Here is an 18,187-nt window from a genome sequence, read left to right as displayed (position 1 = left end):
ACCGACGTTTTGCCACGAACGGGCGCGGCCACACGGTGCGGGCGCGGCGTTTCAGCCCCCCCGACCCCGGGTATCCGCAGGCCACTTCGAGTGACAAGCCCAACCGGAAGGCAAGGCATGGACGCAATCACTTTTCTTCGCCACGACCATAAGAGCGTGCTCGGCCTGTTCGAGACGCTCGACGGGGCGCCGACGGGGCCGGGCGCCGAGGCCAGCGGCCTGGAAACGATGGTGAACAATCTCATCATCGCCGAGTCGCAGCACGAAGCCATCGAGGAACAGTTCTTCTGGCCGGCGGTGCGCAAGGCGCTCGGCGACGGACTGGTCGATAAGGCGGTCGAGCAGGAGCAGGCGGGAAAGCAGCTGTTGCAGCGGCTCGAGGACGGCAACCCCGGCGAGCCCGACTACCACGAGGCGTTGCAGGAATTCGTCCGGGCGGGCCGCGAGCACATCGCCTACGAGCAGGACGTGGTGTGGCCGCAGGTCGAGCTGGCGATCAGCCGGGAAGAGCTGGAGAAGATCGGCGAAAAGCTGGAACAGGCAAAGAAGATCGCGCCGACCCGGCCCCACCCGGACACCCCGCCCAACCCGACCGTGCTCAAGACGATGGGGATGGGCGCGGCGGTCGTCGACCACGTGCGTGACGCGGTGACCGGCCGCGGGGAGGACAACCCGCCGGATCCGCAGATCAAGTAGGCCAACGCGAAGGCCGGGCGCTGAGATATCTCAGCGCCCGGCCTTCACGTCCCCAATTAGCCTGTCGGCGAGTGTTGTTCGTGCGTGAAGGGCTTCTCGGCCTTGATGGCCGGCGAGCCCTGGGGGTTCTGCTGTGCGCCCTTGTTCTGCCGGGTGTCACCGCCCAGCCACTGCTCCTGGGGCTTCTCCACGTACTCCCACTCCATGCCCTCCGGCCACGGTCCCTGACCCTGGTTCCACGGGCCGCGGATCGATTCTCCGCCGCCGTCGGACATGTTGAACGCGACGTTCTGAAAGCGCGGATCGGCGGCCAGTTGCCCCGGCGGGAAGTTCACCGGGAGTTCGTTCAGCGCGGCGGTGAACTGCTGGTAGTGCGTCACTTCGCGTGTCATCAGGAAGCTGAGGGTGTCCTGCACGCCCGGGTCGTCGGTGAACTGCTTGAGGTATTCGTAGACGATCTTCGCCCGCGACTCGGCGGCCAGGTTGCTGCGCAGGTCCACCGTGGGGTCGCCGTTGGCGGTGACGTAGGAGCCCATCCAGGGCACGCCTTGCGAGTTGCTCACGTCCGGGCTGCCCCCGTTCAGCGCCATGTACAGCGGGTTGACCGCGACCTGGTGAATGATCTGGTCGCGACCGTCGCCACTGGCCACCGCGGGCATCCAGTCGCACTTCTCGTTGGCCATCTTCAGGTCGTCGTTGAGGCCGTCCAGCAACATGGTGATCATCGAGCCGACCATCTCGAGGTGGCTCAGCTCCTCGGTGGCGATGTCCATGAACAGGTCGTACATCTTGGGGTTCTTGTCGCGCAGCACGAACGCCTGGGTGAAGTACTGCATGGCGGCCTTGAGTTCGCCGTTGGCGCCGCCGAACTGCTCCTGCAGCAGCGTCGCAAACCGTGGATCGGGCTCGCTGACCCGAACCTCGAATTGAAGGGCTTTGTTATGGATGAACACTGGGCCTCCCCGGCGGGTTGAGATCGAGCTGGTCGACGGCGGGTACCCGGGGGCGATGCGAACAAACGTTGCCGGCGGCCACCCGTCGCCATTCGTCACCACGCCTACCGGCGAGCGGGGCCGCGCGGTTGCACCCCTCGCCCGATCGGGGAGAATCCGCCCCTATGGACTTATCGGACCCGAGTTCCCGGCACGAGCTGGCCAAGCGCATGGCCGAGCTGGCCCGCGACTTCGCCGCCCCGCGCTCGCTCGATCAGGTGCTCGCCGACGTGACCACCGCCGCGGTGCAGCTGATCCCGGCCGCGGACATCGCGGGAGTGCTGCTGATCAAGGGGGGCGGGGAGTTCGAATCGTTGGCGGACACCGACGGCCTGGTTGCGCAGCTGGACAAGCTGCAGACCGACTTCGGCGAGGGGCCCTGCCACGACGCAGCACTCAAGCAGACGATCGTGCGCACCGACGACCTGCGCGACGAACCCCGTTGGCCCCGATACGCGCCGGCCGCGGTGGAACGCGGTGTGTTGAGCAGCCTCTCGTTCAAGCTGTACACCGCGGAACGCACGGCCGGTGCACTGAACCTGTTCAGCTTCCGGCCCGACGCATGGGATACCGAGGCGGAGACCGTCGGCACGGTGTTCGCCGCGCACGCCGCCGCGGCCATCATGGCGAGCCACCACGGCCGGCACATGCAATCGGCGCTGTCGACGCGCGACCGGATCGGCCAGGCCAAGGGGATCATCATGGAGCGTTACGGCGTGGACGAACTGCGCGCGTTCGACCTGCTGCGCCGGCTGTCCCAGGAGAGTCAGGTCAAGCTCATCGACATCGCGCAGCGCGTCATCGACACCCGCGGCGACAACTGACCCTTCGTCGCCGCCATCTACGATGGGGTGGCTTCATCGATGAGTCCGGCGCGACGCGGCGCCGGGGAACGGGTGGCCACCGTGTGGGATTTCGAAACCGACCCCGAATACCAGGCAAAGCTCGACTGGGTCGAAAAGTTCATGGTCGACGAGCTCGAACCGCTCGATCTGGTCGCTCTCGACCCGTATGACAAGCAGAACGCCGAGATGATGGCGATCCTGCGGCCGTTGCAGCAGCAGGTGAAGGACCAGGGGCTGTGGGCCGCGCACCTGCGGCCGGAACTCGGCGGCCAGGGCTTCGGTCAGGTCAAACTCGCGCTACTCAACGAGATCCTCGGCCGGTCCCGCTGGGCGCCATCGGTGTTCGGCTGCCAGGCGCCGGATTCGGGCAACGCCGAAATCCTGGCGATGTTCGGCACCGACGAGCAAAAGGCGCGCTACCTGCAACCGCTGCTCGACGGCGAGATCACCTCGTGCTACTCGATGACCGAACCGCAGGGCGGTTCGGACCCGGGCCAATTCGTCACGGCCGCGACCCGCGACGGCGACGACTGGGTGATCAACGGCGAGAAGTGGTTCTCCACCAACGCCAAGCACGCCTCGTTCTTCATCGTGATGGCCGTGACCAACCCCGAGTCGCGCACGTACGACAAGATGTCGTTGTTCATCGTTCCGGCCGAGACGCCCGGCATCGAGATCGTCCGCAACGTGGGGGTGGGCGCCGAATCGTCGAAGCGCGCCAGCCACGGCTACGTCCGGTACAACCATGTCCGCGTCCCGGCCGACCACGTGCTGGGCGGCGAGGGCCAGGCGTTCATGATCGCCCAGACGCGGCTCGGCGGCGGTCGCATTCACCACGCCATGCGCACAATCGCGTTGGCGCGCAGCGCATTCGACATGATGTGCGAGCGTGCGGTGTCGCGCAAGACGCGGCACGGGCGGTTGTCCGATTTCCAGATGACTCAGGAGAAGATCGCCGACAGCTGGATCCAGATCGAGCAGTTCCGGCTGCTGGTGCTGCGCACCGCGTGGCTGATCGACAAGCACCACGACTACCAGAAGGTGCGCCGCGACATCGCCGCGGTGAAGGTCGCGATGCCCCAGGTGCTGCACGACGTCGTGCAACGGGCCATGCACCTGCACGGCGCGCTCGGCGTCTCCGACGAGATGCCGTTCGTCAAGATGCTGGTGGCCGCCGAGTCGCTGGGTATCGCCGACGGCGCCACGGAATTGCACAAGATGACGGTGGCACGCCGCACCTTGCGCGAATATCAGCCCGTGACAACGCCTTTCCCGTCCGCGCACATACCGACCCGGCGCGCCGAGGCGCAGGCGCGACTGGCCGAGCGCCTAGAACACTCGATCGCCGAATTCTGACCGGCGAGCAGACGCAGAATCGCCCTTTTTCGGCGGCCTTGGGCGTGCGATTCTGCGTCTGCTCGCCGTCAGGAGATGTAGCGGACGATGCTCTCGGCGACGCACGCCGGCTTGGGCGCGCCTTCGATCTCGACCGTGGTCGACATGGTCGCCTGCACGGCGCCGTTCCCGACATCGTCGACGCTGACCAGTGCGGTCTGTGCACGCACCCGCGAGCCGACCGGTACCGGGGCGGGAAAGCGAACCTTGTTGAGGCCGTAATTGATTGCGAGCTTGATGCCGTTGACCGTGTAGATCTGGTGCTGCAGGCGCGGCAGCAGCGCGAGGGTCATGAAGCCGTGGGCGATCGTCCCGCCGAACGGGCCTGCGGCCGCGCGTTCGGGGTCGACATGGATCCACTGGTGATCGCCGGTCGCGTCGGCGAACAGGTTGACGTCCTCCTGGGTGATCGTCACCCAGTCGCTGTGCCCGATCGTCTCGCCGGTGGCGGCCGCGAGTTCGGTCACCGATTCGAAGGTGCGCATCGAAGGTCCTCCTTGGCTCCGGGTGGTAACAATAGCGCCGACGTCGCGGGGCCTCTCCAGCCCGCCCCCTGCGAGAGCACGCCGAGGGTATCCGGATTTCGTTTCACCGCCGCCGCCCGGGGAAGCCCTGCGAAACGCGAATCGCACGAAGGGAAACCCACATGCCTGATCGCAAGCGCCCGACGATCGATGCGCACGCCGCGCCGACGCGTCCGCGCCCCTCGGAACGAATCCGTGAAGCGGAGACCGTGCGGCTGCACATCCCGATCATCGGACGGGTACGGGTTCCGCACGTCGACCATCTCGCCTTCTATGGCGGACTGGCCGCCCTGGCGGCGCTCCAGATTCTGGAATGGCCCATGGCCCTCGTCCTGGGGGCCGGTCAGGCGCTCGCCGAAAGCCAGCACAACCGCGTGGTCCGCGGGTTCGGTGATGCGTTGACCGAGGCCTGATCGAGGCTCTGCCGGCTCCGACGGAACCACCACCACGACGGCACCGTCCGCGGCCTGGTTTGGCGGCGCGGGCGCGGGGAACCCGTCACCAGTCAGGAGCCGCACCGGAAGGAAGCACATGGCAGAGCCGAAGGGCCACAAGACAGAGTCCGACGTCGAACCGGAGGCTCACGAGTCCCGGTCGCGCGCCGCGGCCGGAGAGGCCGGCGGCTCGTACGTCGGAGCGGCGGGCTCCGACGATTCCTTCGACGCCGGGGAAACGGGAGCCGAGGCGCGAAGCCAGCAAGACTGACCGCGCTCCAGCCCGCGCGTCACCGGGCGGTCAGTTACGAAAAGCCGTACAGCACCACGGCGAATCCGACCAGCGCAACGGTGATGGCCGCGAGTGCCCGGTGCCGGTCCTGGATCCAGCACCTGATCCGTTCTAGGTGCGGGTCGATCCGTGGCCCGACGACGAAGTAGGCCACCACGGGGGCGGCGACGGTCGAAGTCGCCAGCACGGCGTAGTAGGCCACGGCGACGACGGCGCTGAGCGCCGTCAATCGTGAGGTGGCGATCTGGGTCCCGACGGCCGCGGTGGCGGCCAGCACCTTGGGATTGGCGAGCATCGGAAGCATCCCGATCGCGGCCGCCGCCGCAGGCGTTATCGTGCCCACGCCGCCGTCCCACCCCGGCCGGCCCGTCCCGTGCGCGCGTCGCCACCACAGCCACGCACCGAACGCCACGAGCGCGGCACCCACGCCGATGACCACCCAATCGCCCCACGGCGGCGCGGGTCCCACCAGATCGTCGAACAAGCGCGGGGCGCGCATGAAGGCCGTCGTCAGGACAGTCAGTGAGACCAACCTGCCCAGCAAGTATGCGACGCTGGACGAGTAGGGCCGATCGTTGTGAATGAGCAACACCAACGACACCACGATGGGTACCGGCGAAACCGCCACCACCAGCGCCGGTGCGCTCAATTTCGCCAGCACCAAGCCCGAAAGAACCGACACACCAATACCTTTCACACGCACGCGACGCCCCATCGGGCGCACCGGGCCCCAGGACCAGTGGTCAGTGCGTGGGTTAGCCGAGCGCGCCGATCGCGGCTTGCAGCTTGGCGGTGGCCTGGTCCGCGACGTCCTGCAAGGCCCCCTGCTCGCCGGTCACCTTGACCATGAGTTGCGGGTCCATCGCCTCGACGAGGACGGCATCGCTTTCGGCGGGATCGGTCCGCACCACGACGTTGCACGGCAGCAACTGGCCGATCTGGCGGTGAATGCCCAGCGCGCGATGGGCCAGGGTCGGGTTGCAGGCGCCGAGGATGACATAGTCCTCCATCTCCTCCCCGAGCTTCTGCTTGAGGGTGGCTTTGACGTCGATCGTGGTCAGCACCCCGAAGCCCTGCTCGGCCAGCGCCTTGGTGGTCCGCTCCACCGCGTCGTCGAACGAGGTGTGCAGCGTGGCGTTCAATCCTGATGTCATTTGTTTCCTCCTCTGTCTCGATCTACCCGAAATTTCGCCCCGCACGAATGCAATTCGCTTCGGCGCGGGCACGTCTCCCGCTACGCCGCGGCGCGGGGGCGCTGCAGCTGGGAGAACTGGGGAACCGCGGCCAACGTCGCGACCGCGTCGAACAGCGCGAGCGAGGCCTCCGCATCCGGCGGCGCGGTGAGGACCGGCCCGAAAAACGCGCGCCCGTCGATGCGCAGGATCGGGCTGCCGCCGGTTTCGCCGAGCGCATCCTGCCCCGCCCGGTGCGCCGCCCGGACCGCCTCGTCCAAAGAGGCGTCCGATCCGGCCGCCGCCGCGGTGTCGGCCGCGCCCGCCGCGCTCAGGACGTGAGCAACGAGATTGTCGTCGAGGGGCTCGGAGCGGTCGAAGTACCGCTCCGCGAAGGCGAAGTACGCGTCCGCCCACCCGTCGGCGCCGTTTTGCTGAGCGATGGCGGCCATCAGCCGGCCGGCTCGTTGCGAGTCGCGCATGCGAGCTTGCTGCGGGGGCGGGAGTTCCCGCCCCTCGTTGAGCACGGCGAGGCTCATCAGCTGCCAGTCGACATCGAACCCGGCCTTCTCGGCCACGGCGCGTAGCCACCGCGCGGTGTTCCACGAGAACGGGCACACCGGATCCAGCCAGAGTGTGACCTTGGCTGCGGTTCGATCAGTTTGATCGGGCGGCATTGCTCATTCCCCTTCCGTGGTCGCCGAACGATTAAGCCAGGCTCAGGAACAGCCTTTCCAGTTCCTCGATCGAGACGGCCGGCCTTTGGGCGGACGCGTCCTCCGGCCGTATGCACTCGCGCAGCCCGGACGCGATGATCTTGAAACCAGCGCGATCCAGCGCGCGTGACACCGCGGCCAACTGCGTGATGACGTCTTTACAGCTGCGCCCCTGCTCGATCATCGCGATAACCCCACCGAGCTGACCGTGGGCCCGGCGCAGCCGGGCGAGGACCGCGTCCATGTCGCCCGGGTCGTGTCCGGTGACGTCGGCCGCAAGCGGCCGACCACCGGTAACTTCGTTTGCCATAATTCCTTAATACCATACCCGGCGGGGTATGAGGGGCGATGTTGGCAATACCCCTGGGGGTATGGTAGGCCTTGTTTCGGGGTTGAAGCCATTACTTGCGGGTAGGCATTCACGCGATGACGGGTGATGTGTGCTTGCCGACCCTCAGGTGCGGGCCAAATGGCCCTATTGGCCGCGCGGCGCGGGGCTGAGACTCCGTACCAGTAACACCAGGTCACGAGGGAAAGGAAACGTCAGTGTCCACGTTTCTCAAACGGGCTTGGGTGCCACTGGTCGTCGTGGCCGCCGTCGCCCTCGGCGGTATCGCCATCGACCGGCTGCGTGGCGTTTTCGGCTCCGACCCGATCTTCACCGCGACCGGCAGCAGCGCCGAACCGCTCGTTGCCTCGCACATCAAGCGCGTCACCTACGAGGTCTACGGACCCAGCGGCACGACCGGGAGCGTGAGCTACCTGAACAAGAACGCACAGCCCGAACAGGCCGACTTCAGCACGCTGCCATGGACCTTCACGATCACCACCACCGTGCCCGCCGTGATCGCCAGCGTGGTGGCACAAGGCGACAGCGATGACATCGGCTGCCGCATCAGCGTGAACGGCGAAGTCAAGGACGAGCGGTCCTCGGCCGGGCGCAACGCGCAAACCTCCTGTCTGGTGAAAGCCGGATGAACGCCGACAACGACGCCCGGCCGAGGTTCATGCGGTTCGTCCGCACCTTCGCGTGGCCCATCATCATCGGCTGGCTACTGCTGACCGTCGCCCTGAATGTCCTTGTGCCACCGATCGAGTCGGTCGCGCGCAACCACGCGGTGACGATGTCGCCGCAAGACGCGCCGGCGATGATCGCCGCCAAGCGCATGGGCGCGACGTTCCACGAGTCGGACTCGGACAGCATCGCGATGATCGTCCTGGAGAGCGACAAACAACTCGGCGACGAGGCGCACCGCTACTACGACGGCCTGGTGAAAAAGCTGCAGGCCGACCCCAAGCACGTGCAGCACGTCCAGAACGTCTGGGGCGACCCACTAACCGCCGCCGGCGTCCAGAGTAAGGACGGCAAGGCTGCCTACGTGCAGCTCAACCTGGCCGGCAACCAGGGCAGCACCCTGGGCAACGAATCCGTCGACGCGGTGCGCAAGATCGTCGACAAGTCGGAGCCCCCCAAGGGCCTCAAGGTCTACGTCACCGGCCCCGCCCCGCTGACCACGGACATGAACGAAGCCGCCGACAAGAGCATGTTCAAGATGATGGGCGTCACGGGCGTGGTCATCATGATCATGCTGTTCATCGCCTATCGATCCGTCAGCACGGTGCTGCTGGTCCTCGTCATGGTCGGCTTCGAGATGGGCACTGCCCGAGGGCTTGTCGCGCTCCTGGGGAATTACGAACTGTTGGGGTTCTCGACGTTCGTCGTCGCGATGCTGTCCTCGTTGGCGATCGCGGCGGGGACGGACTACGCGATCTTCCTGATCGGGCGCTACCAGGAGGCGCGCCAGGCCGGACAGGACCGAGAAACCGCGTATTACACGATGTTCCGCGGGACCTCGCACATCATTTTGGGCTCGGGGTTGACCATCGCCGGGGCCACGTTCTGCCTTCACCTGGCGCGCCTGTCGTACTTCAAGGCACTCGGCATCCCGTCCGCCCTGGGCCTGCTGGTCGTCGTCGCCGGAGCGATGACCGCGGCGCCCGCCGTCGTCGCGGTGGCCACCCGGTTCGGCCTGCTCGACCCGAGAAGGATGATCAAGACGCGCGGATGGCGGCGGATCGGCACCGCCACGGTGCGGTGGCCCGGTCCCGTCTTCGCGGCCTCGCTGGTCATCGCGATCGTCGGCATCCTGATCATGCCGAGCATGAAGGTCAGCTACAACGACCGGTACTACACACCCGCCAACGTGCCATCGAACATCGGATACGCGGCCGCGGAGCGCCACTTCAGCGCCGCCACCATGAATCCCGACATCCTCATGATCGAGAGCGATCACGACATGCGGAACAGCGGCGACATGATCATCCTGGACAGGCTCGCCAAGGACATCTTCCGTTCGCCGGGGATCGCGATGGTGCAGAGCATCACCCGGCCGCTGGGCGGCCCGATCGAGCACACCTCCATCCCGTTCCAGATCAGTGCGCAATCGATCCCGATCCAGCAGAACCTTCAGTTCATGCGGGACCGCACGAACGACATGCTCAAGATGAGTGACGACCTCGGCGCCATGATCGTCTCGATGCAGCGGATGCAGGGGCTGCTCGGGCAGATGAGCGACGCCACCCACCGCATGGTCGGCGATATGCACGAGATGCAGGCCACGCTGGACGAGATGCGCGACCACCTGGCGGATTTCGACGACTTCGCCCGGCCGCTCCGGAACTACCTCTACTGGGAACAGCACTGCTACAACATCCCCGTCTGCTGGGCGACGAGGTCGGTGTTCGAGGCGATCGACGGTGTCGACAAGTTCAGCGAGAACATGAGCACGCTGATCAAGGACGTCAACAACGTCGACGCGATCATTCCGCAGATGCTCGCGCAGTTCCCGCCGATGATCGCCGTCGCCAAATCCATGCAGGGAACGCTGCTCACGATGCACAGCAGCTTCTCCAACCTGGTGACCCAGATGGCGCAGATGACCGATACGGCCAGCGCGATGGGGCAGGCGTTCGACGCCTCCCGCAGCGGTGACTACTTCTATCTGCCGCCGGAAGCCTTCCAGAATCCCGACTTTCAGCGCGGGCTCAAGCTCTTCCTTTCGCCGGACGGCAAGGCCGCGCGCTTCATCATCACCCATGACGCCGACCCGGCCACCCCGGCTGGCATTTCCGCCGTCGTGCCGGAACTGGCCGCCGCGCACCAGGCGGTCAAGGGGACGACGCTGACCGGCGCCAAGTTCTACCTGGCGGGCACGGCGGCCATCTATCGCGACATCCAGTCGGGATCGCACTACGACCTGCTGATCGTGGGGCTCGCGGCGCTGACGCTGATCTTCGTCGTGATGGTGATCATCACCCGCGCGCTGGTCGCCTCCCTGGTGATCGTCGGCACGGTGCTGCTGTCGCTGGGCGCCGCCTTCGGGCTCTCGGTTCTGGTGTGGCAACACCTCTTGGGGCTGGACCTGAACTGGATCGCACCGGTGTTCGGGTTGATCATCCTGCTGGCCGTCGGCTCGGACTACAACCTGCTGCTCGTGTCGCGGTTCCAGGAGGAGATCGGCGCCGGCCTGAAGACCGGCATCATCCGGTCCATGGGCGAGACCGGGGGCGTCGTCACCACCGCCGGCCTGGTCTTCGCCTTCACCATGATGTCGATGGTCGCCAGCGACCTGCGCTCGATCGGCCAGGCCGGCAGCACGATTGGGCTCGGCCTGCTGTTCGACACGCTGATCGTGCGCTCGCTGATGACGCCGTCGATCGCCGCGCTGCTGGGGCGGTGGTTCTGGTGGCCGATACGGGTGCGCCCGCGCCCCGCCAGCGAGATGCTGCGGCCGTTCGGTCCGCGGAGCCTCGTTCGTTCGCTCTTGTTGGGCGAGCCCGGCGACGCGCCCGCCACCAAGCCCGAAAAAGCCATGGCCTCGACGTCGGGGTGAAAACCGCGGGCAAGATGGGGCTGTGCGACTGCTGCTGATCTCCGACACCCACGTCCCGAAACGCGCCCGCGACCTGCCCGCCCGGGTTTGGGATGAGGTGGAGGCGGCGGACGTCGTCGTGCACGCCGGCGACTGGGTGGCGCCCGAACTGCTCGATCAACTCGAAAGCAGGTCGGCCCGGTTGCTGGCCTGCTGGGGGAACAACGACGGCCCCGCATTGCGGGCGCGGCTGCCCGAACGGGCGGACGCCACCCTGGCCGGGGTCCGTTTCACGGTGGTGCACGAGACCGGCGCGGCGACGGGCCGCGAGGCAAGGATGTCGCGGCTGTATCCGGACACCCAGGTGCTCGTCTTCGGGCACAGCCACATCCCCTGGGACACCACCAGCGACACCGGGTTACGCCTGCTCAATCCGGGCTCCCCGACCGATCGCCGCCGCCAACCGCACTGCACCTACATGGTCGCCCGGGTCGACGACGGGGCCCTGACCCACGTGGCCCTGCATCGCCTGCCGCGGTAGCGGGCACGTCCATCGGCCGCCCCCTTCAACCGTTCGACGTCGTCGTGTCCGTCGCCGCCGCGCTCGGAATCGCTACTGCCTCAACACTATTGCGTCGCCTCGTCGCCTAGCGCGACCGCCGCCGTTCCTCGGCCCGAAGAGCGGCGCGGTTTCGATGCCCAATCGTGATCGGGCAGTGACGATTCCGGGCCGAAGCCCAATCGTTAGCCAACCGCGACCTGAAGCTCCGGCCGTGACAGGCGATTTGCGCGCTTCTCCCGTGCTTGACTGCCCAGCGAACAGATTCGACCGCCGCAATCGGCAGTGAAAAGTTGGGATGGGTAGAGAGCTATGAAGTTCTTCGAAGAGTTGCGGAAGTTGCGTGGCGCCGCGGCAACCATGCCGCGGCAACTGGCGGTCGCGGCTATGGGGGCTGCCCTGATGTCCGGTCTCGTCACCGCCGCCGGCGTTTCGGCTACCGCGGGCGCGTTCTCGAAGCCGGGGCTTCCGGTGGAATACCTGGAGGTGCCGTCACCGTCGATGGGCCGCAACATCAAGGTTCAGTTCGAGGGCGGCGGACCCCACGCGGTGTACTTGCTCGACGGCCTGCGCGCGCAGGACGACTACAACGGCTGGGACATCAACACCCCGGCCTTCGAGGAGTTCTACCAATCCGGTCTGTCGGTGGTGATGCCGGTCGGCGGCCAGTCCAGCTTCTACAGCAACTGGTACCAACCCTCGTCGGGCAACGGCCAGAACTACACGTACAAGTGGGAGACCTTCCTGACGCAGGAAATGCCGCTGTGGCTGCAGGCCAACAAGCAGGTTTCGCCGACCGGCAACGCCGCGGTGGGCCTGTCGATGTCCGGCGGCTCGGCGCTGATCCTGGCCGCGTACTACCCGCAGCAGTTCCCCTACGCCGCCTCGCTGTCGGGCTTCCTGAACCCGTCCGAGGGGTGGTGGCCGACCCTGATCGGGCTGGCGATGAACGACTCGGGCGGCTACAACGCCAACAGCATGTGGGGCCCGTCCACCGACCCGGCGTGGAAGCGCAACGACCCGATGGTCCAGATTCCGCGGCTGGTCGCCAACAACACCCGGATCTGGGTCTACTGCGGCAACGGGACGCCCAGCGACCTCGGCGGCGACAACATGCCGGCCAAGTTCCTGGAAGGCCTCACCCTGCGCACCAACCAGCAGTTCCAGAACAGCTACGTGGCCGCGGGCGGGCGCAACGGGACGTTCAACTTCCCCGCGAACGGCACGCACTCATGGCCCTACTGGAACCAGCAGCTGGTCGCGATGAAGCCCGACATCCAGCAGGTGCTGCTGGCCAGCAACACCACCGCCCAGCCGGCACAACCGGCACCACCGGCGGCACCGGCGGCACCGGCGCAGCCGGCCGCCTGAAAACCGCCCAGCCAGCATCGGCAGCAGCGCACCGGTCAGCGCTGCTGCCGATGCTTTTTCTCGGACCGTTCCATCAACAGGGCGCGCCGATCCTGGTGGAAGTAGGTGTACCCGGTCGTCACCGCGCATACAGACGTGGCCATCACCAGCATCCAGGTCCCGTTGACGACCACGCTGATGAAGCCGCCCACCGCCGCGCCCACCATAAAGCTGGCCAACAGCAGAAAGTAACCGAGCCAGTCCCCGATGTTTCCGCCACCGGCGATGTGGCGCTCGATGCCCTGACCCATCTTGACGGTCGTGCCGGTCACGTAGCTCAACGGCACCGAAACCTCGCCGTTCTTGACAAAAGAGGTGTTCAACGCCCCGGTGCCAAACGCCAGCAGCATCATCGGCGCGAAATCAACGAGATTCTGCGTCCATCCCACATCGAAGACGTCGACCACGGTGGCGGCCGCCAAACTGAAGGTGGTCAGCACCGTCGGGCCGTGCGGATGGTCCACCCAGAAAAATCGGCGGCACAGTGAAGCCACGACCACACCGGCGACGAACGCCACGATGAGCAGCCCGGCACTCACGGCCAGCCACCCTTCCCCGGTGAAATACCCGAGCACGGCGCGCTGGGCGTTACCGGTGATGAAAACCACGAAGTAGCCCGCGGAGTGGGTGAAGGAGATCGCGCCCACCACCCCGGCCAGCGCCGCCAGGACCCACGACAACCGCGCTTCGCTATTGAAGGTTTCGCTCGCCACGCTGACATGCTGTCAGACGCTTGCCGCCCCCGCAGGGGACGCATAGCGAATTCCTACCAAGCGCCTATCCTGCGGTGAGCCGGGCGATGGAACGCAGCGGAATGGGCAGCCAGCTCGGCCGGTGCCGCGCCTCGTACCCGGCCTCGTACACCGCCTTGTCGAGCTCGTAGGCGGCCAGCAGCTCGGCCGAATCGCGCGGGTCGATGCCCGACGCGGCGGCGTAGCCCTCGCAGAACGCGGTCCGGTTGCGCTCGACCCATTCCCGGGCGCGGGCGGCCAGCTGCTTGTCGGTCGCCTGATCCACCAGCGGCCCGTACGCGGCGTATTCGAAGGACCGCAGCACGCCGGCCACGTCGCGCAACGGTGAGTCCGGCGCCCGCCGCTCGTCGACCGGCTGGCCCGGTTCGCCCTCGAAGTCGATCAGCAACCAGCTCTCGGGGGTCCGCAGCACCTGACCGAGGTGCAGGTCACCGTGCACGCGCTGCACCGTGATCGACTCGCCCGACAGCTTCTGGAATCGCTCTTCGATGGTCGCCGCGTACTCCTGCAGCTCGGGCACCTTTGCCACGGTCGACGCCAGCCGCGACAGCACGGTCTCGACCGGGAAGGACGACTGTGCCGTCCCGAGGGATTCGGCCAGGGTGGCGTGCACGGACGCCACCGCCTCGCCCAGCCGGCACGATTCACCGGCGAAGTCGCCGCCGACTTCGTGCGCGTACAAGTCGCCCTCGGCGAACAGGTCGCGGACGCTGGCGGTGGCCATCGCCCACCCCTCCGCGGCGTTGGCCGCGAACTCGGTCACCATGCCGAGCGGCCAGGCCGCGTCGGCCGTGCCGTCCGGGGCGGCCATCTCGTAGGTGCCCAGCAGGCGGGCCACGTGCGGGTTGCCGGCGCGACCCAGCACCCGGTTGAGTTCGATGTCCGGGTTGATACCGCTGCTCACCCGGCGGAACGCCTTGAAGATCGCGGCCCGGTCGAAGATCACGCTGGTGTTGCTCTGTTCGGCGTCGGAGACGTGCGGCAGCGCCTCGAGCGGCAGCTCCACGTCGGGCTCCCGGACGAACCTCACCTCGGTGCCCGACGCCGCGCGAACGGCGGACTCGTCGATCAAGGACAGCAGGAACTGCGGCGCGTCGGTGTCGTAGAGGCCGTCGAAGCCGGTGCGGTCACCGGCGGCGCCGATGGTGGCCACGTTGCTGTACTCGGAGACCGGCGCGGTGTCCCACCGCACGATGATCTGGTAGCGCTCGGACGCGCCGTCGGCGTACCGGGCGTCGACCAGGACCAGGTCGAGGTCGTCCCGCAGCGGGACCACGACGGCGGCCTCGGCGGTGGTGAGCTCCCGGTTGCGTCCGGCGTACCAGCGCTGCTGGGGGAGCCAGTCCGACCAGGGCAACTTGGCTGGATCAGTCATCTGCGCCGCTCCTCCCCATCACTTCGCTTCGCATCGTCGCCGGCGCGATCATGAGTCCTCCTCACATGCGGTCAGCTGGAACCAGTAGAACCCGTGCCCCGGCAAAGTCAGCAGGTAGGGCAGGTGCCCGATCCGCGGGAATTCGACGTGCCCGGTCAGTTCCACCGGCGTGCAACCGCTCCAGTGCTGCAGATTCAGTTCGATCGGCTGCGGGAACCGCGACAGGTTGTTGACGCACAACACCGTGTCGCCGCCACCGGGTGCCTGACGCACGAACGCCAGCACCGACGGGTTGGATCCGCCCAGTTCCTCGAACGTGCCGACGGCGAACGCCTCGTGCCGGCGCCGCACGGTCAGCATCACGCGGGTGAAGTTCAGCAGCGACGTGGAGGTGTCGCGCTGGGCCTCCACGTTGACCGCCTGATACCCGTAGACGGAGTCCTGGCTGGCCGGCAGGTAGAGCCGGCCGGGGTTGGCCTTGGAAAACCCCGCGTTGCGGTCCGGGGTCCATTGCATCGGGGTGCGCACACCGTCGCGGTCCCCCAGCCAGATCACGTCGCCCATGCCGATCTCGTCGCCGTAGTACAGCACCGGGGACCCCGGCAGCGACAGGAGCAGCGCGGTGAACAGCTCGATCTGGTTGCGGTCGTTGTCCAGCAACGGCGCCAGGCGACGTCGGATCCCGACGTTCGCCTTCATCCGCGGGTCCTTGGCGTACTCGGAGTACATGTAGTCGCGTTCTTCGTCGGTGACCATCTCGAGCGTCAACTCGTCGTGGTTGCGCAGGAAGATGCCCCATTGCGCCATGTCGGGGATCTCCGGTGTTTGCGCCAGGATCTCCGAGATCGGAATGCGCGACTCGCGACGGACCGCCATGAAGATGCGCGGCATCAGCGGGAAGTGGAACGCCATGTGGCACTCGTCGCCGCCCGTGGTGGGGTCGCCGAAGTACTCCACCACGTCGGCCGGCCACTGGTTGGCCTCGGCCAGCAGCACCCGGCCGGGAAATTCGTCGTCGACGACCTTGCGCACGCGCCTCAGGAAGGCATGCGTCTCGGGCAGGTTCTCGCAGTTGGTGCCCTCCCGCTCGAACAGGTAGGGCACCGCGTCCAGCCGGAACCCGTCGATCCCCAGGCCCAGCCAGAAGCGGATGACGTCGATCATGGCGTCCTGCACGGCCGGGTTGTCGTAGTTGAGGTCCGGCTGGTGGGAGAAGAACCGGTGCCAGTAGAACTGTTTGCGCACCGGGTCGAAGGTCCAGTTGGACTCCTCGGTGTCGACGAAGATGATCCTCGCGTCGGTGTAGCGCTCGCTGGTGTCGCTCCACACGTAGAAGTCGCCGTACGGGCCGTCCGGGTCGTGCCGCGACTCCTGGAACCAGGGGTGCGAATCCGACGTGTGGTTCATCACCAGGTCCGTGATGACCCGGATGCCCCGCTCGTGCGCGGCGTTGAGCAGCGCGACGAAATCCTCGACGGTGCCGAACTCCGGCAGCACCTTGTAGAAATCCCGGATGTCGTACCCGCCGTCGCGCAGCGGCGAATCGTAGAAGGGCGGCAGCCAAATGCAGTCGATGCCCAGCCACTGCAGGTAGTCCAGGCGCCCCAGCAGTCCGCGCAGGTCACCCGCCCCGTCCGCATTGGCGTCGAAGAACGCCCGGACCAGCACCTCGTAGAACACGGCGTGCTTGAACCACGTCGGATCGGTGGGCAGCGCGGCGGCGTTGTCGAAGTCGTCGGAGTCGGGGTGCTCGACCACACCGTCCTGGACGTGACTGCCCCCTGCGGGATGGTGCTCGACAGCGTCTCGTGCGTCGTTCATCAAATCCACGATGCCACGGGTACCCGAGCCGCGACATTCGAAATCACACCCGCCGATGCGCGACGAGACACGCCCGGCGCCAACGGAATTGGCGACCGGCAGGGGGTCATCGACGCGGGCGTCAGGCCGGCGGCCCTTCCGCCAGCGCCACGATGGCGGTGCGGTCGCCGCCCCCCGCGGAGCGGTAGTGCACCGCGATGGTGTCACCGGGGTGATGGGGGACGAGCACGTCCGTCATCGAGGTCGCCCCGTTGATCGGGACGTTGTCGACGGCGGTGATGACGTCACCCGGGGAGATCCCGGCCGCCGCCGCGGGACCGCTGGTGACCACCCGTTCGACGCGCGCGCCGTTGCCGTCGCTGTCGGTGACGCCCAGGCCGAGGAACGCCGTCGGGCCGACGTGCACGGTGTTCGAGCCGGCGCCGGACCGGATCTGGCCGGCCACGCCCATCGCCCGGCCGATCGGGATGGCGAAGCCCTGCCCGCCGCCGGACATCTTGTAGTTGTCGGTGGCGGCCGTGTTCACGCCGACCACCTGGCCCTGGTTGTTGACCAGCGGACCGCCGGAGTCACCGGGCCTGATCGGGGTGTCGGCCTGGATCAGCCCGCCCAGCGACTCGTTCGCACCCGTCAGGGTGTCGGTCGCCGAGACGGTCTGGTTGAGGGCGATGACCTTGCCGGACACCGCGCTGGGCGTCCCACCCTGACCGCCCGCATTGCCCATCGCGACGACGGGCTCGCCGACCGCGACGCCGCCGCCGATCGCGGCGGTCGGAAGCCCGGCCGCGCCGCGGAGCTGCAGCACCGCGACGTCCTGGGTGCGGTCGTAACCGACCACGTCGACGGCGTAGGTCTGCCCGTTGCCCACGTCGAACGCGCTGATGTCCGTCGCGCCGGAGATCACGTGGTTGTTGGTCAGCACGACGCCGTTGGGGTCGATGACGATGCCCGTCCCGGCGCCCACCGCGTTGTTGTAGCCGAACTTGGTGTTGATGTTGACGACCTGCGGCCCCACCTGGCCGACCAGCGCCGCCGGGTCGAGCGGCGCCCGCGGCTGAGTGAACGGCGAGGCGGCCGCCGGCGCGATGCCCAGACCGAGGCCCACGCCGACCACCGCCAGCACGCTGACCACCCATGACCACCAAACCGAGCGGTGGTGCGATTTGCTCATCCCGTCACCCTTCCTGAGTCGCGGCAAACACAAACTGTCCCCGCCGTGCGGTTCAGGGCGGCACAATATTGTGTATATAACCGTAATGCAGGTAGCTATTCGCGGCAGTGGCGAGGTTCTGATCAGCCACGACGGCATCCGGTCGGCCCCATGACGGGCGC

Annotated in this window: 19 protein-coding genes; 9 read left to right on the top strand and 10 right to left on the bottom strand. The window is 67.3% G+C overall.

The features are described 5' to 3' along the window. Positions 1-117 precede the first annotated feature (117 nt). A complete protein-coding gene (locus tag HMPREF0591_RS04230; protein ID WP_007167184.1) occupies positions 118-696 on the top strand; it encodes a hemerythrin domain-containing protein in 579 nt (192 codons plus the stop codon). Between the two features lie 56 nt (positions 697-752). Here the strand turns inward: HMPREF0591_RS04230 and HMPREF0591_RS04225 are convergent, their stop codons facing one another. Continuing rightward, positions 753-1,649: a manganese catalase family protein gene (locus tag HMPREF0591_RS04225; protein ID WP_007167183.1), complete on the bottom strand. Its 897-nt coding sequence runs from the start codon at positions 1,647-1,649 to the stop codon at positions 753-755. Positions 1,650-1,813: 164 nt separating this feature from the next. Between HMPREF0591_RS04225 and HMPREF0591_RS04220 the strand changes: the two genes are divergently transcribed. Next, positions 1,814-2,512: a GAF and ANTAR domain-containing protein gene (locus HMPREF0591_RS04220; protein WP_007167182.1), complete on the top strand. Its 699-nt coding sequence runs from the start codon at positions 1,814-1,816 to the stop codon at positions 2,510-2,512. A 39-nt stretch (positions 2,513-2,551) separates the two neighbouring features. Continuing rightward, positions 2,552-3,889: an acyl-CoA dehydrogenase family protein gene (locus HMPREF0591_RS04215; protein WP_031353778.1), complete on the top strand. Its 1,338-nt coding sequence runs from the start codon at positions 2,552-2,554 to the stop codon at positions 3,887-3,889. Positions 3,890-3,957: 68 nt separating this feature from the next. On the opposite strand, the gene HMPREF0591_RS04210 is transcribed toward HMPREF0591_RS04215, so the two are convergent. Next, positions 3,958-4,413, bottom strand: a complete 456-nt coding sequence (locus tag HMPREF0591_RS04210) for a MaoC family dehydratase (protein ID WP_007167180.1) — start codon at positions 4,411-4,413, stop codon at positions 3,958-3,960. A 161-nt stretch (positions 4,414-4,574) separates the two neighbouring features. Here HMPREF0591_RS04210 and HMPREF0591_RS04205 point away from each other — a divergent pair, with 161 nt between their 5' ends. Continuing rightward, positions 4,575-4,865 (top strand): hypothetical protein, encoded by a 291-nt coding sequence (locus tag HMPREF0591_RS04205; RefSeq protein ID WP_007167179.1) that lies wholly within the window; start codon positions 4,575-4,577, stop codon positions 4,863-4,865. Positions 4,866-4,983: 118 nt separating this feature from the next. Next, entirely contained in the window at positions 4,984-5,157 is a 174-nt protein-coding gene (locus tag HMPREF0591_RS32920; protein ID WP_007167178.1) for a hypothetical protein, read from the top strand. Positions 5,158-5,191: 34 nt separating this feature from the next. Here the strand turns inward: HMPREF0591_RS32920 and HMPREF0591_RS04200 are convergent, their stop codons facing one another. The 4 genes from HMPREF0591_RS04200 to HMPREF0591_RS04185 all read right to left on the bottom strand — a co-directional run bounded on the left by HMPREF0591_RS04200 (position 5,192) and on the right by HMPREF0591_RS04185 (position 7,376). Then, positions 5,192-5,860, bottom strand: coding sequence for a GAP family protein (locus HMPREF0591_RS04200; protein WP_040621081.1), 669 nt, complete (start codon positions 5,858-5,860; stop codon positions 5,192-5,194). A 73-nt stretch (positions 5,861-5,933) separates the two neighbouring features. Continuing rightward, positions 5,934-6,332 carry a DUF302 domain-containing protein gene (locus HMPREF0591_RS04195; protein ID WP_007167176.1) on the bottom strand — a complete coding sequence of 133 codons (399 nt, stop codon included), beginning with the start codon at positions 6,330-6,332 and terminating at the stop codon, positions 5,934-5,936. 80 nt (positions 6,333-6,412) lie between these two features. Beyond that, positions 6,413-7,027 (bottom strand): mycothiol-dependent nitroreductase Rv2466c family protein, encoded by a 615-nt coding sequence (locus HMPREF0591_RS04190; RefSeq protein ID WP_007167175.1) that lies wholly within the window; start codon positions 7,025-7,027, stop codon positions 6,413-6,415. 31 nt (positions 7,028-7,058) lie between these two features. Continuing rightward, entirely contained in the window at positions 7,059-7,376 is a 318-nt protein-coding gene (locus HMPREF0591_RS04185) for a metal-sensitive transcriptional regulator (RefSeq protein ID WP_007167174.1), read from the bottom strand. Positions 7,377-7,612: 236 nt separating this feature from the next. Here HMPREF0591_RS04185 and HMPREF0591_RS04180 point away from each other — a divergent pair, with 236 nt between their 5' ends. From HMPREF0591_RS04180 to ag85C, 4 genes are all read left to right on the top strand, one after another. Next, on the top strand, positions 7,613-8,044 hold the full coding sequence (locus HMPREF0591_RS04180; protein ID WP_007167173.1) for an MmpS family transport accessory protein: 432 nt from the start codon (positions 7,613-7,615) through the stop codon (positions 8,042-8,044). Further along, positions 8,041-10,959: an MMPL/RND family transporter gene (locus tag HMPREF0591_RS04175; protein WP_007167172.1), complete on the top strand. Its 2,919-nt coding sequence runs from the start codon at positions 8,041-8,043 to the stop codon at positions 10,957-10,959. The genes HMPREF0591_RS04180 and HMPREF0591_RS04175 overlap by 4 nt, the downstream gene beginning before the upstream one ends. A 22-nt stretch (positions 10,960-10,981) precedes the next feature. Then, the gene (locus HMPREF0591_RS04170) at positions 10,982-11,479 is read left to right on the top strand and encodes a metallophosphoesterase family protein (protein ID WP_007167171.1); all 498 of its coding nucleotides are present in this window, start codon (positions 10,982-10,984) and stop codon (positions 11,477-11,479) included. A 330-nt stretch (positions 11,480-11,809) separates the two neighbouring features. Then, entirely contained in the window at positions 11,810-12,868 is a 1,059-nt protein-coding gene (ag85C, locus tag HMPREF0591_RS04165; protein ID WP_007167170.1) for a diacylglycerol acyltransferase/mycolyltransferase Ag85C, read from the top strand. A 35-nt stretch (positions 12,869-12,903) separates the two neighbouring features. Here ag85C and HMPREF0591_RS04160 read toward each other — a convergent pair whose 3' ends face one another. The 4 genes from HMPREF0591_RS04160 to HMPREF0591_RS04145 all read right to left on the bottom strand — a co-directional run bounded on the left by HMPREF0591_RS04160 (position 12,904) and on the right by HMPREF0591_RS04145 (position 18,026). Beyond that, complete coding sequence (locus tag HMPREF0591_RS04160; protein ID WP_007167169.1) at positions 12,904-13,620, bottom strand: YoaK family protein; 717 nt, start codon at positions 13,618-13,620, stop codon at positions 12,904-12,906. Positions 13,621-13,684: 64 nt separating this feature from the next. Further along, positions 13,685-15,034, bottom strand: a complete 1,350-nt coding sequence (locus HMPREF0591_RS04155; protein WP_007167168.1) for a maltokinase N-terminal cap-like domain-containing protein — start codon at positions 15,032-15,034, stop codon at positions 13,685-13,687. 48 nt (positions 15,035-15,082) lie between these two features. Next, positions 15,083-16,855: a maltose alpha-D-glucosyltransferase gene (gene treS, locus HMPREF0591_RS04150; protein ID WP_040621817.1), complete on the bottom strand. Its 1,773-nt coding sequence runs from the start codon at positions 16,853-16,855 to the stop codon at positions 15,083-15,085. Between the two features lie 121 nt (positions 16,856-16,976). Further along, on the bottom strand, positions 16,977-18,026 hold the full coding sequence (locus tag HMPREF0591_RS04145; protein ID WP_007167166.1) for a S1C family serine protease: 1,050 nt from the start codon (positions 18,024-18,026) through the stop codon (positions 16,977-16,979). Positions 18,027-18,187: the final 161 nt, after the last annotated feature.

It is taken from the genome of Mycobacterium parascrofulaceum ATCC BAA-614, from assembly GCF_000164135.1.
In the GTDB taxonomy this organism is placed as follows: domain Bacteria; phylum Actinomycetota; class Actinomycetes; order Mycobacteriales; family Mycobacteriaceae; genus Mycobacterium; species Mycobacterium parascrofulaceum.
The sequence above is the reverse complement of the archived record's forward strand: the minus strand, read 5'-3'. Positions and strand labels throughout refer to the sequence as shown.